The following is a 22,294-nucleotide window of genomic DNA, read 5'->3' as shown; positions in this document are numbered from 1 at the left end:
AGTCACAATAAACCCATGGTACAAGCCTAATAATCTTTAAAAAAACTAGGGCACGCTGCTGTGCAGTCACGTTACGAATTAGATTTCTTATTATAAATCATCAAGTTAAAGTGTTCTTGGAGAAAAAACCGTAATCCCAGCCGAACCTCAATCCAATTGACCTCACAACCTTGCTAACCGCCTAGATATCCTAATCCATGAATCTAAACAACTTTAAAAAAATCTGCGGTTTGGGGTTGGAATCCCTAGAAGAATTAAACGGCCGTGGGAAAATCGCTAATTGACATTTCGGGGTTTTAGTCAAAAATACCTAAACTCTAACGGCCAGGCTTGAATGCCATTTTGATCCAGCTTTAGATACCCGCCACGCGGCGTGCCCTGATCGTAATCCCAATCAGGGAGTACCCAGCGCGTGGCAGCGCCATGCCTATGTTGCGCGGGCCGGTGAGTATGGCCATGAATCATCGTCGTGACATCATATTGTGCCAAAAGGCGCAACACAGCCGCTTCGGTTACATCTCCCAGCATGAGTTCGCGTGGACGTTTTTGCGCACCACTGCGCGCCCGGATGCGTGCCGCGAGCGCTAACCGCCATCGCAATGGCCAACTCAGAAAAAAACGCTGTACAGCGTGGCAGCGTACAATTTTTCTATACTTTTGATAAAAACCATCAGCCGTACAAAGCGCATCGCCATGCGCGAGAACCGTGCGCAGATTAAAGGCCTCAAGCAAGCATGGATCATCTAATAGCGTCGCCCCAGCCGCCTGAGCAAAGTGTGCGCCCAGCAAAAAATCTCGATTGCCAGGCATAATATAAAGTTGAATGCCGCGCTCAGCCAGCGTATGGAGCTGCGCGGCGATTTTTTGGGCAAACGGCGTGACCAGCATATCGTCGCCGATCCAATATTCAAATAGATCGCCAAGAATATAAACCGCTTGCGCATCGTTGGCGGTGTTTTCGATGAAGTGCTCAAACGCGGCCACTGTATTTGGAATGGCCAGGCTTAGATGCAGATCTGAAATAAAATAAACCGGCCGCGCATCATTTGGCTGAAGGCTTTGGTGCTTTGATGCGCCACCGGTTATAGACATTGCTAAGTCTTTCCTTAGGCAATTACGATGGCTTTTTCGATGATAACGGTTTCAAGCGGGACATCTTGATGACCGTTCTTCGAGCCGGTTTTAACCGCCTTGATGGCATCAATAACCTCTAAACCCTCCACAACTTCGCCAAACACGCAATAGCCCCAACCTTGTGGAGTAGGCTTGGAAAAATCGAGGAATGCATTATCTGTTACGTTAATAAAAAACTGTGCTGTCGCTGAATGCGGATCACTGGTGCGGGCCATCGCAATCGTGCCACGCGTGTTTTTTAAACCGTTATCAGCCTCATTAGTAATCTGAGCCGCGGTCGGTTTTTGTTGCATCTCAGGGTCGAAACCCCCACCTTGAATCATGAAATTTGAAATCACGCGGTGGAAAATCGTATTGTCGTAATGGCCTTTTTTGACGTAATGAATAAAATTTTCAACTGTCTTAGGTGCTTTGTCAGCATTGAGTTCAAGTTTAATCACGCCGTGATTAGTGTGCAGCTCGATCATCAAAAATATCCTTGCAAAATAAAAGTAAAAAAAAGCCTGTCGGCGAAAAAAGTTAAATTTGATCCCTTGATTTTTCTTATCTTATTTTAGACTAGTGGGGGCGGGCGCAATCTTAAGAGGATTGCCAGGGGTATTGCGCAGTTGTTCAGGCCTGGACAGAATAGAATATATCTGTTGTTGGCGCTGCGCAGAAAGCGTATCGCGCCGATCAAGCGCAAGTGCGCGTTGGTAGGCTTGAGCGGCAAGTTGTAGATAAAGCGCGCCGAGATTTTGTTGCGTCAGCGCATAATTGGGGTTAGCATTTAACGCAGTTTCCAGCGCGCTGCGCGCCGCTTCATACGCACCATGCCGGCTATGCAAATAAGCTAAATTATTATAAGGCTCAGGCAATTCAGGGTAGCGTTTAATCAGAGCCTGAAAGGCCGCCATCGCCTCGCGCTCGCGGCCAAGCTGAATGAGTGTGGTGGCGTGTTTAAAGCGCGCCTGCACGTCTTTAGGATGGTTTTTAATGCGCTGCTCCAGCTTTTGCAATTGCGCAGCGAGTGCGGAAGACGCACTCTCGGCAGCAGGGCTTATGCGTGTGCTATCCTCTGCGGCCGCTGTAGGTTGCCCATAAGCGCTGCTTAAACAGCTGCTAATGCATAAAAGGGTGGCACAAATCCGCGCCCCATGGCCCCAAGCGGAGGTCTTCATAGCTTTAAATCCATCAATGTTATAATCTCGACCATTTTAACAAAACGTCAACTATTGTCCAAAAATTCCGGCGAGCAAACCTTATTTTATAGGTGAAGCATCGACGGCCGGCTCCCTGTTTTTTATGAATTCACTGCGCATTTATAACACGCTTACGCGCGACAAGCAGATTTTTGTACCTCTTGTGGCTGGCGAAGTCCGCATGTATGTTTGCGGCGTTACCGTGTACGATTATTGTCATCTCGGCCATGCGCGTGTCATGGTGGTATTTGACATGGTTAAGCGTTGGTTGAAAGCGCTTGACTACCGGGTCATGTATGTGCGCAATATCACGGATATTGACGACAAAATCATTCGCCGCGCCTCAGAAAATGGCGAACCAATTGCCGCATTGACCGAGCGTTTCACGCGCGCGATGCATGAAGATGCCGACGCGCTCGGCGTGGAGCGGCCAGATTTTGAGCCTCGCGCAACCGCTTTTGTGCCGCAAATGCTCGCCATGATTGAGATCTTGGAACAAAACGGCTATGCCTATCAGGCGGCCGATGGCGATGTTAATTACGCGGTACGCAAATTTGCTGCGTATGGCCAGCTTGCTGGGTTCGCGCCGGATGATTTGCGCGCTGGCGAGCGGGTTGCCGCCAATACGGCTAAGCAAGATCTGCTGGATTTTGTGCTATGGAAGCGCGCTAAGTCGGATGAACCGGCGGCGGCCCGTTGGGATTCTAAATGGGGCAGTGGACGGCCCGGTTGGCATATTGAATGCTCAGCGATGAGTCACGCCTTATTAGGCAAGCGCTTCGATATTCACGGCGGGGGGCAGGATTTGCAGTTCCCACATCATGAAAATGAAATTGCGCAAAGTGAGGGCGCGCATGGGCATCCATTTGTGAATTACTGGATGCATAATGCCTATGTGCAAATTGACGATGAAAAAATGTCAAAATCGCTGGGTAATTTTTCTACCATTCGCGACGTGTTGGCTAACTTCGATGCCGAAGTGATTCGTTTCTTTATTTTGCGCACGCATTATCGCAGCCCCATTCACTACAGTGATGCGCATCTTGAAGATGCACGGGGTGGACTAACGCGGCTATATACAGCGCTTAAAGAAACCGCGCCAGATACCTCGCCGCTCGATTGGAGTGAAGCGCATGCGCAGCGGTTTCGGACCGCGATGAATGATGACTTCAATACGCCTATCGCTGTGGCTATTTTGTTTGACCTAGCGCTCGCTGTGAATAAAAGCCGAGATCAGGCGCTCGCGCGCCAGTTAAAAGGATTAGCTGAAGTGCTCGGCTTACTGGCGCGCGCGCCGCAGTTATTTTTACAAAAAAGTGCGTCTATCAAAACAGTTTTAAATCCAACCGCGATTGCCGCCCGTATCGCCGAGCGGCAAGCCGCCAAGCGAGCTAAAAACTATTCTCTGGCGGACCAAATTCGCGCCGAGCTTTTGGCAGCCGGCGTGGTGCTTGAAGATAAATCAAATGAATTGACTGAATGGCGGCGCGCTTAATCCGCATGGCCTACCCATCATTTCATAACGGTTGAGCAATTAAGTCAGTGAGTCAATTAGAGGGCACCATGGCAATAGCCAGTAAGACAGTTCGTAAGGCGGCCTTGCATCTGGGCGCCGCCAAACAAACGCCAGTAAAGGCCGTGGCGAAAACCGCCCGCAACCAAGGCAAGGTTGCGGCAACTGAATCTACCGCCCAGGCGATAGCGATCACTAAGGTGGTGACGGCCCAAGCTACGCCCAAAGCAAAAACCAGCAGCAGCGTGCAACGCGCGCTGCAAGAAACTTCTGTGGGCTTGCCGATCGATACCCTAGAGCCTACTGCTATCCGGCCAGCCTATTGGGATAAAGCATGCGCGGATCTGGTTAAGCGCGATCGGATCCTGAAAAAGGTGATTCCAAAGTTTGGACCGGTACACTTGGTGGGCCGGGGCGAGCCTTTTGTCACGCTGGCCCGTTCGATTGTGGGACAGCAAATTTCAGTTAAAGCGGCACAAACGGTTTGGCAGCGGGTGCAAAAAACCTGTCCCAAATTGACCCCCAAACAATTCTTAAAATTAGATAGCGACACACTCGCCCAGTGTGGGCTGTCAAAAAGAAAAGCTGAATATATTCTTGACCTAGCACAACATTTCGTCTCGGGTGCGTTGCATGTCGATAAGTGGGTAACCATGGATGATGAGGCGGTGATTATCGAACTGACGCAAATTCGTGGCATTGGCCGTTGGACAGCCGAAATGTTTCTGATTTTTAACCTACTTAGACCGAATGTGCTGCCGCTGGACGATGTTGGCTTAATCCGCGCGATTAGCCTAAATTACTTTAGCGGCGAGCCGGTGACGCGCAGCGAGGCGCGTGAGGTGGCGGCCAATTGGGAGCCTTGGCGCACTGTTGCGACTTGGTACATGTGGCGTAGCCTCGATCCGCTGCCGGTTGATTACTAAATCTATTGTCATAGCGCTAAACCAGCGCTAGATAAAGACCATACATTAAGATGTTAAAGTCCATGCTCAGCATGAAGAACGAGGAATGTAAATAAAATGAAGACCATTTTTTTGGATTTTGAGCAGCCGATTGCTGAACTTGAGACAAAAATTGACGAATTGCGCTTTGTACAAGATGATTCAGCCGTCGATATTTCGGAAGAAATTGAGCGCCTGTCCAAGAAAAGCCAACAGCTTACAAAAGATATCTATGCTCAGCTAACCCCTTGGCAAGTCGCGCAAATCGCGCGGCACGCACAGCGTCCTTATACATTTGATTACGTTAGAGAAATCTTCACGGACTTTCATGAACTGCATGGCGATCGTTCATATGCTGACGATTTATCGATTGTCGGTGGCCTAGCGCGCTTTAATGGGCAACCCTGCATGGTGATTGGCCATCAAAAAGGGCGCGATACTAAAGAGCGCGCTTTGCGTAATTTCGGCATGCCTCGTCCTGAGGGCTATCGCAAAGCAGAACGTTTGATGCGGCTAGCTGAAAAATTCGGGATTCCGATTTTTACCTTTGTCGACACGCCCGGCGCTTACCCTGGAATTGGCGCTGAAGAGCGCGGGCAGTCAGAAGCCATTGGTCGCAATCTCTATGTGATGGCGGAATTGAAAACACCTCTTATCGTGACTATCATTGGCGAAGGCGGCTCGGGCGGGGCGCTTGCAATTGCCGTAGCGGATAGCGTATTAATGCTGCAATTTTCAACTTATTCGGTGATTTCGCCAGAAGGTTGCGCGTCTATTCTTTGGAAAAGCGCGAGCAAAGCGCCGGAGGCTGCTGAAGCGCTTAGCCTCACCGCTCACCGGCTCAAAGCTTTGGGCTTAATCGATAAAATTGTCAATGAACCCTTGGGAGGCGCACACCGGGATCCAAAAGCCATGTTCGCATTACTACGGCGCGCTCTGGTCGATACCTTACGCCAATTACAGGGCATGAGCCCAGCGAATTTGCATGAGCGCCGCTTTGAGCGTTTAATGAGCTATGGCAAATTCAAGGAAACCACCACGCTTGGCTCCATCCAGCGGTAAAGCTACTCAGGCTAAGTCGGTAGCAGAAGCACTCCACGCGGCGTTGCCCCCACTGTATGCCAAACAGACGCTGGCGGTTGCGTTTAGTGGCGGGCTTGACTCGACGGTATTGCTCCACGCAGCGATTGCATTGGTAGGCGCTGAACACTGTATTGCGTTGCACATTCATCATGGTTTAAGCCCGCATGCCGATGCTTGGTTAGGGCATTGTCAAGCTTGCGCCGCTCAGCTTGGCGTGCGGTTTGCTGCGCGCCGAGTCACCCTCGAAATGAAGTCTGGCTTTGGCCTTGAGGCTACAGCACGGGACGCGCGCTATGCGGCGCTAAACGAACTCTGCCAGGCACAATCAGCGAAACTTTTGCTCCTTGGGCACCATGCTGACGATCAAGCTGAGACCGTCTTGCTACAATTATTGCGTGGCACAGGGGTCGCCGGACTGGCAGCAATGCCCGTGCTTAAAAAAGCGAAAAAAATCGTGCAGACGGAGCCGCTCGCGCCTGCTCCAAGCTCGGCCTCAAATGAGCTAAGCTATCTGCGGCCTTTATTGAGCATACCCCGCCAAGCGCTGCAAACGTACGCCATGGAATATAATTTGCGTTGGCTTGAGGATGAATCAAATACCGATTTGCGTTATACGCGTAATGCCTTGCGGCATACCCTATTGCCGCAGATTGGGGCATATTTTCCTGCTTATCGCGCCACCCTGGCGCGTGCAGCGCAACACGCAGCAGATGCGCAAACTTTATTAGATGAGTTGGCAAAGCTCGATTTACAGCGCGTCGCGGCGCCACCCAATGCCTTTGCATTATCCCGCTCCGCTCTGATTATGCTCAATACAGAGCAAACCTTGCGCGCTGTCAACTTAATCCGCTACTGGTTGCGGACGCTTGGTTTGCCAGCCCCCTCAAACGCTCGCCTCGAGAATATACTCAAACAATTGTGCACGGCGCGCGCAGACGCTACGCTCCAACTCGATCATGCGGGCCACCGACTACGCGTGTATCGTGACAAAATTTGGTGGGACCGAGTCAAACTCCCACACCATCCGCCTTGCGCAGAGGGTGCAACAACGCCTCATGCCGCTTTACTCGCAGATGCATCAGAGCCAAGCTTACGCTGGTCAGGGCCAAGCGCCTGGGATCTTCCTCAGTGGCACGGCACGCTACTTTTTACCGCCACGCATAACGCTGATCCAGCCGGCGTACCCACCTCATTACTCCAATTAGCGCCGCTCCGCGCCACTCCGCGCCAGGGTGGCGAGCGCATGCGCAAAGCGCCGCAGGGTCCGCAGCGCACGCTAAAAAATCTCTTTCAAGAAGCAGGCATCCCCGCCTGGCTACGTAATACACCCTGTATCTACCTTGGCGATAGGTTGCTCTTTGTTCCCTATCTCGGTTTAAATTATGAGCTTGCGCAGCTCATTGATCCCACCGCAACAGAACGTGTGCGGCTTGAATGGCGGGCGTCTGAATAGCGAAAAAATCAATCGCACGTGAGAGATATGTAAGCGCGCCACAATCTCCAGCCTTGTAGCTTGCATGCGAAGCACTCGTACTACAGCTCACCGTCGCTACGCTAACTTACACACATCACCTGCTTCTTCTGTAGTTCATCTAGTTTTCGGGCTAGGATGCGCCCAATTTTAGCGATTGGCACAGGCCTATCCATATCGTCGTGTTTGCAGTGGATATCGTAAGTTTCGATATTGCCTAGAACGTAATGTTTCCATAAATAAGCAAAGAAGGGCTGGGTAGATCCATTTTCCGCTATCGTTGCATGAAAGAAGAGCATGTCGCCAGAATAAATGAGTGGAGAAAAATTATTTAAAAGGCAAAGGTTATTTTTGATGATATTTCGGGTTTTTTCCCATAAATATTCCCCCGCATCTGAAATATTTTCTAGAGGAGCCTGTCATTATTTTTGTGTGCGAGGAAGCCTCACCAAGAAATTACAGTCTCATGCTAAAGAAACAGTAAATCGGTCGCCAAATAAGATGGCAAATTGAATTTTAGCTGCTCGCCATATAATCGGAGGCATTTTCCACTCCTTAGAGATATTGCGCAAGGCTAAATAAATTAATTTAATAGCGGCTTGGTCGTTAGGGAAATGGCCCCGATTTTTAATCACCTTACGCACGCGCATATGCAGACTTTCAATGGCATTCGTTGTATAGATGATTTTACGAACCTCCAGGGGGTAGGCAAAAAATGGAATAACTTCTTGCCAATGACGTTGCCAAATTGAAGCAATGGGCGGATATTTGAGGCCCCATGGGCCATTGGCAAAGGCTTCAAGCGCTTGAGCCGCTTCCTCTTCGGTCGTGGCTCGATAAATCGTTTTCAATTCTGCCGCCACCGCTTTGCGGTCTTTCCAGCTCACAAACTCCAAGCTATTCCGTATTAAATGGACAATACAGGTCTGAATTTGCGTTTGCGGGAAAGCGGCTGTGATCGCTTCTGGAAACCCTTTGAGCCCATCTATTACAGCAATCAAGATATCCGTCACGCCCCGATTTTTGAGCTCTGTCATCACCCTAAGCCAGAATTTTGCCCCTTCAGTCTGCTCTACCCAAATGCCTAAAATTTCTTTCAGGCCATCGGATCTTACACCTAGCGCCAGGTAAACCGCTTTATTCTTTACGCTGCCTTCATCCCGTATCTTCACTCGCAGCGCATCAAAAAATACCAACGGATACACGGACTCCAACGGACGATTCTGCCATTCAGTCACCTCATCCATTACGCTTGAGGTCACCTTTGAGATTAGGTCTGGCGAGACTTCTAGACCATAAAGTTCCGTCAGATGCCCTTGGATCTCTCTTACCGGTAAACCCCTTGCGTACAGGGAAATCACCTTATCATCGAACCCAGGTAAGCGTCTTTGGTGCTTCGCTATCAATTGTGGATCAAAATTCCCCTCCCGATCTCGAGGTATATTCAACTCTATCTTGTCCTGAGACGCTAATACTGTCTTCTTGCTACTCCCATTCTTATAGTTATTTTTTATTTCTCCCGCATTCCGCTCTTGAGCAAGATGATGGTCTAATTCCGCTTGCAGCATTCTCTCTGCTAATGCTTTTTTTAGCTGACCAAATAACCCGGCCTCTGTAAATAGCGATTGCGGATTCGACGGATCTACTCCTTCTAAGATTTTATCTAATAGTCCTTCGTCTAACTTTGTCATAGGATTCCTTTTTTATTACTTCTATTATCAGATGAATTCCTCTTCACACAAAGTTTCTGACACGCTCTTCTAGAGTAAAGAAATGGCTCAGTAATTGGTAGACAAGACCTATCTGTTTCTGCGGATTTCTCCCTATGCAGTGCCTCACTAGTTTTGTCATGATTAGTTCACCATCCCCTTCTCATCCCACCGTACGTTCAGTTTTCCCGAATACGGCGGTCCGACAGTCTTCATCGTGAATCATGCGCAGGCCTCCCAGCATACTCAATTAAGCCACTACCTATGTATACCATCCCCATAGCATAGAGCTTACTATTTGGATAGCGTTGCCATCCAAACCCACGGCCTTTACTTCGATGGGTTAAGTAACGCCGAAAGCGGGTCTTGATAAAGCGCTGTAATCGCCTAAAAGCCTCGTTTGCGTTAGTGTGTCGGAAATAGTTCACCCATCCCAACACTATCGGCTTAATGAGAGCGAGGAAGTCCTTTGGCTTGATTGGCGCTCTTCTCGAAGTGACAAATTTCAATCTGTTACGAATCGCTTGTTGTGTGTGTTTAGCAGGAAAAACATAGATCGTATTCTTACCGCTCTTGGGACTCTTACGTTTCACAAAGTTAAAGCCAATGAAGTCAAATCCATCAGTCAATTTCGTGATGCGTGTCTTCTCGCGATTGAGTGTCAGATCCAGTTCCTCCGCCATCTCCGCAAACGCCTCCAGGGCAGGTTTCGCGTCCTTGCGACATACCAGTATGGCATCATCGCAATATCTATGTAGGGTCGCCCCAAACTTCTCCGGATATCCCTTTGTATGCCAGGCTTGGTCGATGACATTCAGGTAGATATTGCTATACAACGGCGCAATCGGTGAACCTTGCGGAACGCCCACTTCCGTTGGCTCTACCCCACCAGCCTTCATCACCCCCACTTTTAGCGTTTGCTTGATTAATTTCAACATACTGCCATCCACAATCCGCCGACCGATTAGCTTTAGTAGCTTCTCATGGGGAATGCTGGTGAAATACGCTTTCAAATCCACTTCAACTACACCCCAAGCTTGCTGGTATAGATCTTCGCGTATCGCCAAACTAGCTTGCTCGGCATTGCGCTTAGGCCTATATCCATACGAGCAATCGTGAAACTCTGCTTCAAAGATCGGTTCGATCACCAACTTCATCGCCGTCTGCACAATGCGATCCGCTACCGTTGCGATCCCCAGGGGACGCGTCCCGCCTTTCGGTTTGGGTATTTCTACCAGCCTAACAGGTGAGAATTGATAGCTTCCTTCACATATCTGCTTTTGCAATTTGTTGATTAATGCTTCCTCTCCTTGAGCAATCACTTCTTCGATTGCCGTTCCATCAATACCAGGCGCGCCTCGGTTTGCTTTGACTTGTCGCCAAGCTTCCCACAGCACATCTTTTCGATGGACTTTGTCGTAGAGACTGTAAAATCTGCCCCCCTTATCTTGCTTGGATTTCCGATATAGAACTCTCTGGAGTTGCCGAACTTTAACTCTGTCGTTCTTAGCCTTTCGGCAATCAAACATCCTCAACTCCTTTAAGTATCATTAACTGAAGCAGGGCGCCTTCCCTCTCCCTTGGTTTCCCAAGCGATACCAACGGTACTATTCGCCCCGCGGACTCCTAGCATGACCAAACCTGACTTCGGTATAACCTTATACAGGCTCGTTTCCAGCGGCCAACTGGATTCATACTAGGCCTCCCGGCCTACGACGTGAAACATTCACAGCGTGCAACCCCTAACACCCCGGCACCTGAAGGATGGCACTATTGCCTATTTGGATTCCATCCCCTGTCAGCCTTCCCGCTGCGACGATGCGGTCGGCAAGTGCTTCTACGTATTACGAGGCTAATTTGGGTTCACTTGCATTGCAGCCCGCTGTTTTGCATTTACCGTTCAAGGTAACTTGAGCCAGCCAATCACTTGGCTAACCCTACCTCCTGCTAGGCGCCCGAATAGGCAATTGGCGCCAGGGGACTTTCACCCCATTTGTTTCACGCCTGTACCGGCGTGCCATCGCTATAGCGATTAAGAAGTTTGATGTAGATAGTTTCTTGATCTAATTCAAGTTTATTGTCCAACTGGAAAGGACCCGGATGACTATCCAACAAAGCCAGCAACGAGACTCTTTCGCCTTGTTGTTCAAGCTGGGTTGCGATGCTGTGGACAACATTGCCGCCAAAAGACCATCCCAGCAAATAATAAGGCTCGTTAGGCTGAATGCGGCGAATGTGTTTAATATAGTCTGACGCCATGGCATCGATGGTTTCTGCAAGTGGCGCTACGCCACTGAGTCCACAAGCTTGTAGACCATAGACAGGTTGGTCCGCGTCTAAATGCTGAGCTAGACTGATATAGCTCCAGCTCAGACCCGCCACGGGGTGAACACAGAAAAGAGGAGGCTGATTGCCCTCTGGTTTGATGGGAAGCAATACATTAAATGAATCGTCTTGGGTGCCGTCTAGCTTGAGTAAACGCTGCGCCAGTCCCGCGATGGTAGGCGCTTCAAACAACATGTGGAGGGCAATCTCAACGCCCAACGTGGTGCGAATACGATTGATCATCCGCACGGCGAGCAGCGAGTGGCCACCGAGCGCGAAGAAACTGTCGTAACGACTGATGCGCTCCAAACTTCCCAGTCTTTTGTAAAGTGCGCAGAGGCGCGGTAGCGAACATCATTTTCCAGCAGCAGCGCTACGGGCCCGAATGGGCGCTCTTGCGCTACGACCCCTTTAACTCGTGCGCTATACACCTGCGCCATGCGTTGCGCGATGAGGCGGCCACCGGCTCCATCCATTGCGATATGGTGACAACGCTGATACCAAAAAAATCGGTCAGGTGCGACTTTTAACAAGGCAAAGCCAAACGGCAAGTTATTCAGTAGGTCGGTTGGCTGTTCGTAGTCCGCTTTCATCCAAGCTTCGGCAGCAGCTTGAGGATCAACCTCTGCGCTGAGATCGATCACAGGAAGCGACCAATCCGGCAAACTGACAAATTGTTGAATGCCATCGCTACTTTCAATGAACTGAAGGCAAAAGCTTTCTGCTTCCGCGACCACCTGACGCAAGGCGGCTTCGAACAAGGCCGAGTCAACGGCGCCATGGATTTCGGTGAATTGGCAAATATTGTAGACAGGACTGCGGGGGTTGATTTGCTGCGCGAGCCAAATCTCCATTTGTGCAGCGGATAAAGGATAGGTAACTGGATTTGGATTGACACAAGCAGGCATAAGTCTGACACAACTCGAGTTTGTGATGCGTCGATTACTTCTTATGGATGAACTTCTGTTGAAGCTGGGAAAGATTTTGCCTGATGAGCAAATTTATCGCAACCACCATTTGCATTTCCCAGGTAAACGCTAGCCCGCAATCGCCAACGCAATCATCTACTACAACTCGGCTCGAAAGCGGCTCACGATATGAGCCGAATATGGTAGATTACGGCTCATGAACACAAAATCCACCTGGATCTGGCATCGGGCTGAATGGCCTGATCTCGCCTACGATGCGCAGATGACCGCACCTGACTTGGCGGCGGCCTACCGGATTTATACTCATCTAAATCCGCAATAAATTTTTCCATTTAGCATACAAACGATTCAAAAGCCCCGTCGACAAAAGTACGCCGATTAAAATCACCGAGCCGCTCGCAAGCATATCGAGAGACACTTCTTCTTGCAAAAAAAGCACGCCCCACAGCACCCCAAAAATCGGAACTAAAAACATAACAGAAATAGCGTAAGCGGGTTCTGTCGTGGCGATTAAATGAAAATATACGATGAAGGCAACCGCTGTACAGGCAATCCCCAATGCGGCAACTACCGCCCATGCCTGCCAAGGCACAGGCGCACTTGGCCATTGCACAATAGCAAACGGAATCAGCAGCACGGCGGAACTTAACATGGTGCCCGCTGCAATTTGCATAGGGTTTAATTGACTTAAATAACGACTTGTATAATTCGCGCTGATTCCATACATTAACGACGCCACCAACGAGGCGAGTATGGCCAGCAGAATAGGCGAGGGGTCTGGCGCCTCTTCAAGTCTATCCACGGAAACAGACACTTGATGCCAAACCAACAAGAGCACTCCAGCAAAACCAATTAACAAACCTAGGGTACGAGACAAGCCTAAGTGTTCTTTAAACCATAACCGCCCAACCAGCGCACCCCAAAGAGGCGCTGTAGCCATAATCACGGAGGTGAGACCAGCGGCGATTGTGAGCTCTGCATAAGCAAATAAAACAAACGGCAAAGCGGCATTCAGCATGCCTACTACGCAGAGCGGCCCAAAATAAATATATAAATTGCGCAACCCAGATATTCCATGCTGATATATAAGCGCCGCCAGCAAAAAGCCAGCGGCAATCACTACGCGCACCGCCATCAACGGAGCCGGGCCAAACGCAGAAACACCGATACAAATAAAAAGAAACGAACCGCCCCAAAGCGCAGCCAGTACAAACAAAAGAAAAAATGATTTGCCGTTCACGTGTGATCCCCCGCACGATTCTATATACTGTATAAATATACAGTACTATTACTGCGTAATCAAGTTGTCGCGCGCTACATAAATAGAGCGCACAGCGGCACACTTGCGCTCGAAGGGATTCGCATTGGCATCAACGGTTTCGTAAAATCAGCACGAAATTTAATTCAGCTATAAGATATTCTAAGCAATAATCTTGTTTTTTTAGCTCGCTTCATGTAGTTTTCAACGCTTGCCCGCATCTGCCTTGCACGCGATGCGCTGGGATCTGTTATTCCTTTGTTTTATCAAACCACTATGGCTCTAATCGTACATAAATATGGCGGTACTTCGATGGGCTCGATTGAGCGCATTAAAAACGTTGCGTTACGCGTTGCCAAATGGCATAAGGCCGGCTATCAGATTGTAGTCGTCCCGTCAGCCATGTCTGGCGAAACCAACCGCTTGCTCGAGTTAGTGCATGCCATTTCTCCCCAACCCGATCCACGCGAATTGGATATGGTTGCCGCCACTGGCGAACAGGTCAGCGTAGGCTTGCTTGCCATCGCGCTCAAAGAATTAGGGTTGGATGCGCGCAGCTACACTGGCTGGCAAGTGCCGATTAAAACTGATAACACTCACACCAAAGCGCGTATTGTTGAAATTGATGGTGCCCGCGTGCAACAAGACCTTGCGGCCGGCCGGGTTGTCGTGATTGCGGGTTTTCAAGGCGTGGATAACGAACACAATATTACGACGCTAGGACGCGGCGGCACCGACACCTCTGCGGTCGCGGTCGCGGCTGCGCTCAACGCGGATGAGTGTTTGATTTATACCGACGTGGATGGCGTTTACACGACAGATCCGCGCGTCGTAGAAGAAGCGCGTCGCCTTGAACGCATCACATTTGAAGAAATGCTGGAAATGGCGAGTCTGGGCTCGAAAGTACTGCAAATCCGCTCAGTCGAATTTGCCGGAAAATATCAAGTTAAAACAAGAGTCTTATCCAGCCTCACAGACCCTTTGATGCCGCTTGAAGAAGAAATGCACTCAGGCACACTCATCACCTTTGAAGAAGATAAAACTATGGAACAAGCTGTTATTTCCGGAATCGCCTTTCAGCGCAATGAAGGTCGCATTGTCGTGGTTGGCGTACCGGACACGCCAGGCATTGCCTATCAAATCCTAGGCCCGATCGCCGCGGCGAATATTGACGTCGATATGATTATCCAAAACCAAAGCGTAGCAGGCAAAACCGATTTTACCTTCACGGTTGGCCGCAACGATTACGCGCGCGCCATGGATATTTTAAACCAACACATCAAAGGTCAAGTCAGCGCCCAACAAGTGCTGGGCGATCCAAAAGTCTCTAAAGTATCTGTAGTTGGGGTGGGCATGCGCTCACACGTTGGCATCGCCAGCAAGATGTTCCGCACTCTTTCGGAAGAAGGCATTAATATCCAAATGATTTCTACCTCCGAAATCAAAATTTCAGTGCTCATCGATGAGAAATATATGGAGCTCGCAGTGCGCGCACTCCATAAAGCATTTGAGTTAGAGCAGGGCAGATCCACTTAAAATACAAGTAAAAATTTGACCTCTAAAACCGAACCCGCTATTATCTCGGTTTCGTCGTTTTTATCTTCAAACGCGAGCAAAAGTTCGGAGACGTGGCCGAGAGGTCGAAGGCACTCCCCTGCTAAGGGAGCATGTGGACAAAATCTGCATCGAGGGTTCGAATCCCTCCGTCTCCGCCAGTTGTAGCATAAACGTTGCCAAGCTTTAACAAAAATTATCAACATTTAAAAGGCTTGACGGGGTTTTTGTTGCACATAATGCCCAACTTTAGCAAGGGGCAGCCAGCGCAAATTGTGGGTAACTTTCAGATATGTTACCCTCAACCGTGAAAAAGTTATCCGCACAGAGTCGCTATGGCGCTCACAGATATTCTGATTCGCAATACAAAACCGACCACAAAGCATCTCAAGCTCACAGATGGTGGCGGGCTGCTCCTACTCGTGCAGCCGAATGCTTCCCGTTGGTGGCGGCTACGGTATCGCTTTGCGGGTAAAGAGAAAATGCTATCTTTAGGTACTTACCCTACAGTAAGTCTTAAAGTTGCCCGCCTTATCAGAGACAAAATCAAAGCGCTGTTAGCTCAAGGTGTAGACCCCTCATTGGCTAGACAAGAAGAAAAACCAATAAAAGCGGGTGTCAAGCTATTTTTGTGTAAACAATAAAGTAGCGGATTAAAAAGCTGTCGTTAGGTGTAGAAAAATCAAAGAGTTAGGCTAAAATCCGTTCCGCAATTAGCTCTTAAACGAGCAATTTAAGCCATTAACCGGCTTGAACTGCCTCTTTTTTGCGGAACGTGAAAATGGAGTTTGACATAAGTTACGGGCTAATTTTTTGTGCTCTATCCGACCATCCATGGCTATCTTGAAATATTCTTAACTGATCATTTCCTGGGAATTTTGGTGGAGCCGTCTCGGTGCGAGAGCAATAAGCATTTTGCGCATAGAAGAATCTCACATGGTGAAAAATAATAAAATAAAAAAAACATTTTTCTTGTTTTTTTAGAGGGGTGTTACTAGTATTCATTGAGATCCATTTTCTCCGGTCAACATGTTCGGACGAAATCAGCTTCAAGCTAGCTTTTGCACAATCTGTATCCACCATGAGTGAACGGCTGCGAAATTGCGATAGCGGCCACATTCAAGTAACTCCGATCGGATCTAATTAATACGAATCAAAGAAAATGGAGAACAGACATGTTAGGGAACATATCTCACTCGGCGTTAACAGAAACCCTCACGCGGAACCTCGGTGAACTTTATTTAGGTCAAGCTCGCACTGAAAAGGAAAATGGACACTTGGATGTAGCGCTGACGCTATACAATCAGGTGAAAGACACATTGAAGTCGCTCGGGAGCGTAAAAGAGGCCTTGAGGAGAGCGCAATATACCCACACATTAGCAGATGAGACATTGCGAAAGATGATGGCCGATGCCTATTTCGAGCGTGGGAAAGTGTTAGAAGGCTTAAATTTGTTCGGCAAAGCAAGAATCAGCTATATTAAGGCTGAAATGTGGGGGCACGATGAAGCCAAGCAACATCGTGCGGAAGCTGTGCAACCCCCTCCATCAGGACATAGCGCTCACTCAAATAAATGGGCTTCGGTTCGGACTGCCATATTCACCTCAATGTCTGTCCAGAAAAAAAGTGATCTGGTAGATTATCTGTTTAAAAAGACGTTGTTGACACTTAACGCCTTAAAGGTGTCAAATAAACCTAGTCTTTTTCTGGTGTATGCCCACAACAATGCAGATCATGGAAAGGCCGAAGCTGAGACGTCTAAGTATTTCATCGAGAGGTTATCTGAAATCGAGGGCGTCAAGCTGTATTCGGACCAAGCGCCGATGGGGCGACCGTACATAATGTCGCCGGAAGACTTGAAAAAGGACGGCAAACTAGGCGATATTTTAACCAATCAGCTCTGTTTGTTGCCCGCTCAGGTAATAAAAGATGTGAAACCGGTCGATAAGGCCGTGGTGTGTTGTTCTGAGGTATTAGGAAGCTACCTAAAATGGGTGGACTATAAAAAATTTCATCAGGAACTCCGAGAAGCTTATCTCAAAGACCTAGACGCCTATGGCAAAAACAATGAGCAAAATGACACTTTAGCAATACGTAAGGTGCTGATGAAATTTTCAGAAGAACAAGAATATAAAGCGGGGTTCCATCATGTGTTGACAGAAATAGCTTTTTTGCAAATCCGAGCAGAGCAGCCCAAAGAGCACGGTATTATCCCGGTTTCATTAACGCTAAATAGCTATGAGGAGTGCCTGGGGGCTTTTATTAAAGCGACCGTGGTTCGCATAGAGGATATTCCCAGATTGGAGGGGCAGGCCCAAAAGGGAGGAGAAGTCTATCAGAATCAAAGTCGGCACCTGGTGCTGTTTAAGTTGATCGAACGGCTGTTAGTAGGCAACAATGAGTCCAAAACATTTCTGGACAAATTTTGGACAGGGCACAGCAATCTTATTTCCCTTTTAAAGAATAATTCAAAGCTTGGCGAGCGTGAGTTTACCGAGCTAATAGACAGCATCTTCGACGGCATCCAGAGCGCACAGCACAGCCAGCTTGCCGTTATCATGCAGGAACAAAACGAGCAGCGGTGGGTACTCAAAGCTGACCCGAGGACTGCGCTGAAGGAACAGTATTTTGCTGCCCTGAAGCAAGATCAGGCATTTAATGAGACCCAGCAGCTCTATGTTGAACCGCGCGGCCAAGCGGATCTGAATGGGGAGACCGAGACCTTTCCACTTTTATCCAAGGTTCAAAAGTTTCTATACGATAAGCAAGTTGCTAAACAAGTGATCTTGTTGACTGGAGACTCCGGGGCGGGAAAAACAACCTTGAACCGCCTGCTAGAAGAGCAATTATGGAACAACGATGAAAAAGAATCTGATGCGATTCCGCTGTTTATTTCTCTGGCGAGTATTGACAAGCCTGAGCACGATCTAATTGCCAAAGCGTTAAGGGGAAGAGGGCTGTCAGAATTTCAGATTCAGAAGTTAAAGAAAGAAAAACAAAAGTTTGTATTTATTTTGGACGGCTATGATGAGATACGGCAAACGCAGAATTTGTATGTGAGCAATTCGATCAACCAATCCGACGGCTGGCAGGGTCAAATGGTGATCAGTTGCCGCAGCGAATATCTGGGCCAGGACTATCGCCGCTGTTTTCAACCGAAACCGCTTCTACAGGACAAGGACACGTCGTTTCAAGAAATCGTGATCGAGCCGTTTTCAGAGGAAGAGCGCAATCGGTATCTAGAAAAATATGTAGAGTACAACGGAATGGGCGGATCGGCGCCACGATACAAAGAAGCCCTCGACCAACCGCATTTAAAAAACTTGGTCAGCAACCCATTTTTGCTACGAGTGGTATTAGAAGCGTTGCCATACCTGGAAAACGAGGGGAAAGATCGAAGTGTTGTGCAGTTACGCTTGGACCTGTATGACCAGTTCGTAAGAAGCTGGTTCGAACGGAACCAACAGCGCTTAAGCACACAGGATTTAACGGGGTCCAAAAAAGAGATCTTTAGAGAGCTGTGCGATGATGGTTTCGTCCAGCACGGTATCGGATTTGTGAAAGATTTAGCGGTGCATCTTTACGTAGAGAATGCAGGTAAGCCGATAGTCGAGTATTCGTTGTTCAAAGACGAGGGGAATTGGAAAGAGTCTTTTTTTGGGCGGGAAGCCAAGCAGCAACTATTGCGAGAAACGTGGCCACTGAGCCGAAGCGGCAATCAATATCGTTTTATCCATAAATCGCTGCTGGAATATTTTGTGGCTCGCTCGCTCTTCGATTCGTTCGATGCGTGTGTTGCGCCAAACACTCGCGAGCGTCGTGGTAGCGGCGCTTCGGTCTATAGTTTTGAAACCCAAGCTATTGTGCCCCGCCGAATGCTTCGAGACATATCGTTGGCACCCAAGCATTGGGTAGGCGATCTAGGTGTTGTGGGATTGTTGACTGAGCGTGTTCAGCAAGAGAGCATATTTAAGGAACAGCTGTTAGCGATAATCGATCGCTCAAAAATTGATCCTGGGTTACGCCAAACAGCGGCCAATGCAATAACGATATTGGTCAAAGCCGGAATGCAATTTATCGGAGCAGATTTAAAGGGGATTCAGATCCCTGGAGCGGACTTGAGTTATGGGTTATTTGATTCGGCTCAGTTGCAAGGAGCGGATTTAAGAAAAGCCAATCTTCGCGCGAGTTGGCTGCATGAGGCGAATTTAAGTGAAGCGCAGATGGGTGGGGTGCAGTTTGGCGAATTGCCATATTTACAAGTAAAGAGCAGAGTGTTCTCTTGTGCCTATTCGCCGGATGGTCAAACCCACGTCGTAGGGCTTGAGAGCGGTAAGATCAGTGTTTATATGACCTCGAATTGGAAAAAAATCTATACTTTAGAAGGGCATGCCGGTGTAGTTTGGAGCGTAGTGTATTCGCCTGGAGGAGCTCAGCTAGCGTCGGGGGGGCAGGACACTACTGTGCGAGTGTGGGATGTAGAAAGCGGCACGTTGAAGCAGAAGTTAGAAGGGCATACCAGTCAAGTTATGAACGTAGTGTATTCACCTGGAGGAGATCGGCTAGCATCGGGGAGTGCTGACAATACGGTGCGAGTGTGGGATGTGGAAAGTGGCGAGTTGAAGCAGAAGTTAGAAGGGCATACAGGTGAAGTTATGAGCGTAGTGTATTCGCCTGGAGGAGCTCAGCTAGCGTCGGGGAGTACTGACAATACTGTGCGAGTGTGGGATGTAGAAAGCGGAGCGTTGAAGCAGAAGTTAGAAGAGCATATAAGTGGAGTTTATAGCGTAGTGTATTCGCCTGGAGGAGATCGGCTAGCGTCGGGGAGTACTGACAATACTGTGCGAGTGTGGGATGTAGAAAGCGGCGCGTTGAAGCAGAAATTAGAAGGGCATACAGATGGAGTTTATAGCGTAGTGTATTCGCCTGGAGGAGGTCAGCTAGCGTCGGGGAGTTTAGACAATACTGTGCGAGTGTGGGATGTGGAAAGTGGCGAGTTGAAGCAGAAGTTAGAAGGGCATACAGGTGAAGTTTTGAGCGTAGTGTATTCGCCTGGAGGAGCTGAACTAGCGTCGGGGAGTACTGACAATACTGTGCGAGTGTGGGATGTAGAAAGCGGCGCGTTGAAGCAGAAGTTAGAAGGGCATACAGGTATAGTTTTGAGCGTAGTGTATTCACCTGGAGGAACTCAGCTAGCGTCGGGGGGGAAGGACGGGACGGTGCGAGTGTGGGATGTAGAAAGCGGCGAGTTGAAGCAGAAGTTAGAAGGGCATACAGCTGGAGTTTATAGCGTAGTGTATTCACCTGGAGGAGTTCAGCTAGCGTCGGGGAGTGCTGACAATACTGTGCGAGTGTGGGATGTAGAAAGCGGTGCGTTGAAGCAAAATTTAGAAGGGCATACAGGTGCAGTTGTGAGCGTAGTGTATTCGCCTGGAGGAGATCGGCTAGCGTCGGGGAGTACTGACAATACGGTGCGAGTGTGGGATGTGGAAAGTGGCGAGTTGAAGCAGAAGTTAGAAGGGCATACAGGTGAAGTTATGAGCGTAGTGTATTCGCCTGGAGGAGCTCAGCTAACGTCGGGGAGTTTTGACAATACTGTGCGAGTGTGGGATGTAGAAAGCGGAGCGGAGAGGCAGAAGTTAGAAGAAGGGCATGCCGCACAAGTTTGGAGCGTAGTGTATTCGCCTGGAGGAGATCAGTTAGCGTCGGGGGGGAAGGACGGGACGGTGCGAGTGTGGGATGTAGAAAGCGGCGAGTTGAAGCAGAAGTTAGAAGGGCATACAGCTGGAATTTTGAGCGTAGTGTATTCGCCTGGAGGAGATCAGCTAGCATCGGGGAGTGTTGACAGGACGGTGCGAGTGTGGGACGTGGAAAGCGGAGCGGAGAAGCAGAAGTTAGAAGGGCATACCGATCAAATTTGGAGCGTAGTGTATTCGCCTGGAGGAGCTCAGCTAGCGTCGGGGAGTTTTGACAATACTGTGCGAGTGTGGGATGTAGAAAGCGGAGCGGAGAGGCAGAAGTTAGAAGAAGGGCATGCCGCACAAGTTTGGAGCGTAGTGTATTCGCCTGGAGGAGGTCAGCTAGCGTCGGGGGGGGAGGACGGGACGGTGCGAGTGTGGGATGTAGAAAGCGGCGCGTTGAAGCAAAATTTAGAAGGGCATACAGGTGCAGTTGTGAGCGTAGTGTATTCGCCTGGAGGAGATCAGCTAGCGTCGGGGAGTTTTGACAGGACGGTGCGAGTGTGGGATGTAGAAAGCGGCGCGTTGAAGCAGAAGTTAGAAGGGCATACAGATGAAGTTACGAGCGTAGTGTATTCGCCTGGAGGAGCTGAACTAGCGTCGGGGAGTACTGACAATACTGTGCGAGTGTGGGATGTAGAAAGCGGCGCGTTGAAGCAGAAGTTAGAAGGGCATACAGGTATAGTTTTGAGCGTAGTGTATTCACCTGGAGGAACTCAGCTAGCGTCGGGAAGTGCTGACAATACTGTGCGAGTGTGGGATGTAGAAAGCGGCGCGTTGAAGCAGAAGTTAGAAGGGCATACAGATGAAGTTGTGAGCGTAGTGTATTCGCCTGGAGGAGGTCAGCTAGCGTCGGGGAGTGACGACAATACTGTGCGAGTGTGGGATGTAGAAAGCGGCGCGTTGAAGCAGAAGTTAGAAGGGCATACCAGTCAAGTTATGAGCGTAGTGTATTCGCCTGGAGGAGATCGGCTAGCGTCGGGGAGTGTTGACAGTACGGTGCGAGTGTGGGATCCCCGAACGGGAGAGTGTCAAATGCTGATTGAAGATAGCGGGCCAGTGAGAAGCCTAGCCTGGAAAGAGACTTGGGATGGTCACAGCTATTTAGGGATAGGCAGTTATGATAAATCAGTACGGCAGTGGGAATTGAAAAAAGAGGGGGGGAAATATAAGGCGTATTTGAGTTGGAGTACGAGTCATGATTTTTTGACAGTGAGAGGTGCGTTACTCGAAGGTGTACGAGGCTTAAGCGGGGTGAATGAGTCACTGTTGAAGCAGCGCGGCGCGTTATTTCTGAAGAAAAAAGAAGGTATCAGTACAAAATCTGCCGAAATATTGACTGAGTTGAAACAGAGTCTGCCGAAATATACAGAGGGTAAGACTCTGCTGAAGAATATGTTTAAAAGGAAGAGCTGACTATCAACACTATGCTTGGCTGAAATAGAGGTAGAAAAA

16 protein-coding genes and 1 tRNA gene are annotated in these 22,294 nt (G+C 49.1%); 9 read left to right on the top strand and 8 right to left on the bottom strand.

Annotated features, from left to right (window positions below):
• Positions 1-300: 300 nt before the first annotated feature.
• The 3 genes from MCB1EB_RS05570 to MCB1EB_RS05560 form a co-directional block, all read right to left on the bottom strand.
• Positions 301-1,092, bottom strand: a complete 792-nt coding sequence (locus MCB1EB_RS05570; RefSeq protein WP_045362285.1) for a UDP-2,3-diacylglucosamine diphosphatase — start codon at positions 1,090-1,092, stop codon at positions 301-303.
• Between the two features lie 14 nt (positions 1,093-1,106).
• Entirely contained in the window at positions 1,107-1,601 is a 495-nt protein-coding gene (locus tag MCB1EB_RS05565; protein ID WP_045362287.1) for a peptidylprolyl isomerase, read from the bottom strand.
• A gap of 81 nt (positions 1,602-1,682) precedes the next feature.
• A complete protein-coding gene (locus MCB1EB_RS05560; protein WP_052393645.1) occupies positions 1,683-2,294 on the bottom strand; it encodes a tetratricopeptide repeat protein in 612 nt (203 codons plus the stop codon).
• Positions 2,295-2,418: 124 nt separating this feature from the next.
• Between MCB1EB_RS05560 and cysS the strand changes: the two genes are divergently transcribed.
• The 4 genes from cysS (at position 2,419) to tilS (ending at position 7,308) form a co-directional block, all read left to right on the top strand.
• On the top strand, positions 2,419-3,810 hold the full coding sequence (gene cysS / locus MCB1EB_RS05555; protein WP_045362290.1) for a cysteine--tRNA ligase: 1,392 nt from the start codon (positions 2,419-2,421) through the stop codon (positions 3,808-3,810).
• Between the two features lie 68 nt (positions 3,811-3,878).
• Complete coding sequence (locus MCB1EB_RS05550; RefSeq protein WP_045362293.1) at positions 3,879-4,754, top strand: DNA-3-methyladenine glycosylase family protein; 876 nt, start codon at positions 3,879-3,881, stop codon at positions 4,752-4,754.
• Positions 4,755-4,850: 96 nt separating this feature from the next.
• Positions 4,851-5,834, top strand: a complete 984-nt coding sequence (locus MCB1EB_RS05545; protein WP_026920600.1) for an acetyl-CoA carboxylase carboxyltransferase subunit alpha — start codon at positions 4,851-4,853, stop codon at positions 5,832-5,834.
• Positions 5,788-7,308 carry a tRNA lysidine(34) synthetase TilS gene (tilS, locus tag MCB1EB_RS05540; RefSeq protein WP_081953459.1) on the top strand — a complete coding sequence of 507 codons (1,521 nt, stop codon included), beginning with the start codon at positions 5,788-5,790 and terminating at the stop codon, positions 7,306-7,308. Before MCB1EB_RS05545 ends, tilS begins: the two co-directional genes overlap by 47 nt.
• 482 nt (positions 7,309-7,790) lie before the next feature.
• Here tilS and MCB1EB_RS05535 read toward each other — a convergent pair whose 3' ends face one another.
• From MCB1EB_RS05535 to MCB1EB_RS05520, 4 genes are all read right to left on the bottom strand, one after another.
• On the bottom strand, positions 7,791-9,017 hold the full coding sequence (locus MCB1EB_RS05535) for an IS256 family transposase (protein WP_126353856.1): 1,227 nt from the start codon (positions 9,015-9,017) through the stop codon (positions 7,791-7,793).
• Positions 9,018-9,247: 230 nt separating this feature from the next.
• On the bottom strand, positions 9,248-10,564 hold the full coding sequence (ltrA, locus tag MCB1EB_RS05530; RefSeq protein ID WP_045362297.1) for a group II intron reverse transcriptase/maturase: 1,317 nt from the start codon (positions 10,562-10,564) through the stop codon (positions 9,248-9,250).
• A gap of 469 nt (positions 10,565-11,033) precedes the next feature.
• The gene (locus tag MCB1EB_RS05525; RefSeq protein ID WP_313790316.1) at positions 11,034-11,669 is read right to left on the bottom strand and encodes an alpha/beta fold hydrolase; all 636 of its coding nucleotides are present in this window, start codon (positions 11,667-11,669) and stop codon (positions 11,034-11,036) included.
• On the bottom strand, positions 11,600-12,268 hold the full coding sequence (locus MCB1EB_RS05520; protein ID WP_045362301.1) for a condensation domain-containing protein: 669 nt from the start codon (positions 12,266-12,268) through the stop codon (positions 11,600-11,602). Before MCB1EB_RS05520 ends, MCB1EB_RS05525 begins: the two co-directional genes overlap by 70 nt.
• A 217-nt stretch (positions 12,269-12,485) precedes the next feature.
• Between MCB1EB_RS05520 and MCB1EB_RS12365 the strand changes: the two genes are divergently transcribed.
• Positions 12,486-12,611 carry a DUF4172 domain-containing protein gene (locus tag MCB1EB_RS12365; protein WP_232034154.1) on the top strand — a complete coding sequence of 42 codons (126 nt, stop codon included), beginning with the start codon at positions 12,486-12,488 and terminating at the stop codon, positions 12,609-12,611.
• On the opposite strand, the gene MCB1EB_RS05515 is transcribed toward MCB1EB_RS12365, so the two are convergent.
• Positions 12,597-13,529 carry a DMT family transporter gene (locus MCB1EB_RS05515; RefSeq protein WP_045362304.1) on the bottom strand — a complete coding sequence of 311 codons (933 nt, stop codon included), beginning with the start codon at positions 13,527-13,529 and terminating at the stop codon, positions 12,597-12,599. The genes MCB1EB_RS12365 and MCB1EB_RS05515 overlap by 15 nt on opposite strands.
• Before the next feature lie 294 nt (positions 13,530-13,823).
• Between MCB1EB_RS05515 and MCB1EB_RS05510 the strand changes: the two genes are divergently transcribed.
• From MCB1EB_RS05510 to MCB1EB_RS05495, 4 genes are all read left to right on the top strand, one after another.
• Positions 13,824-15,083: an aspartate kinase gene (locus MCB1EB_RS05510; protein WP_045362307.1), complete on the top strand. Its 1,260-nt coding sequence runs from the start codon at positions 13,824-13,826 to the stop codon at positions 15,081-15,083.
• 86 nt (positions 15,084-15,169) lie between these two features.
• Positions 15,170-15,262: transfer RNA gene (locus MCB1EB_RS05505), tRNA-Ser, on the top strand.
• A 174-nt stretch (positions 15,263-15,436) separates the two neighbouring features.
• Positions 15,437-15,745 (top strand): Arm DNA-binding domain-containing protein, encoded by a 309-nt coding sequence (locus MCB1EB_RS05500; protein WP_052393648.1) that lies wholly within the window; start codon positions 15,437-15,439, stop codon positions 15,743-15,745.
• 531 nt (positions 15,746-16,276) lie between these two features.
• A complete protein-coding gene (locus MCB1EB_RS05495) occupies positions 16,277-22,255 on the top strand; it encodes a WD40 domain-containing protein (protein WP_126353902.1) in 5,979 nt (1,992 codons plus the stop codon).
• The last annotated feature ends 39 nt before the right edge of the window (positions 22,256-22,294 follow it).

Source organism: Mycoavidus cysteinexigens, from assembly GCF_003966915.1.
Lineage (GTDB): Bacteria > Pseudomonadota > Gammaproteobacteria > Burkholderiales > Burkholderiaceae > Mycoavidus > Mycoavidus cysteinexigens.
This window is presented reverse-complemented; position numbering and strand designations above follow the sequence as displayed.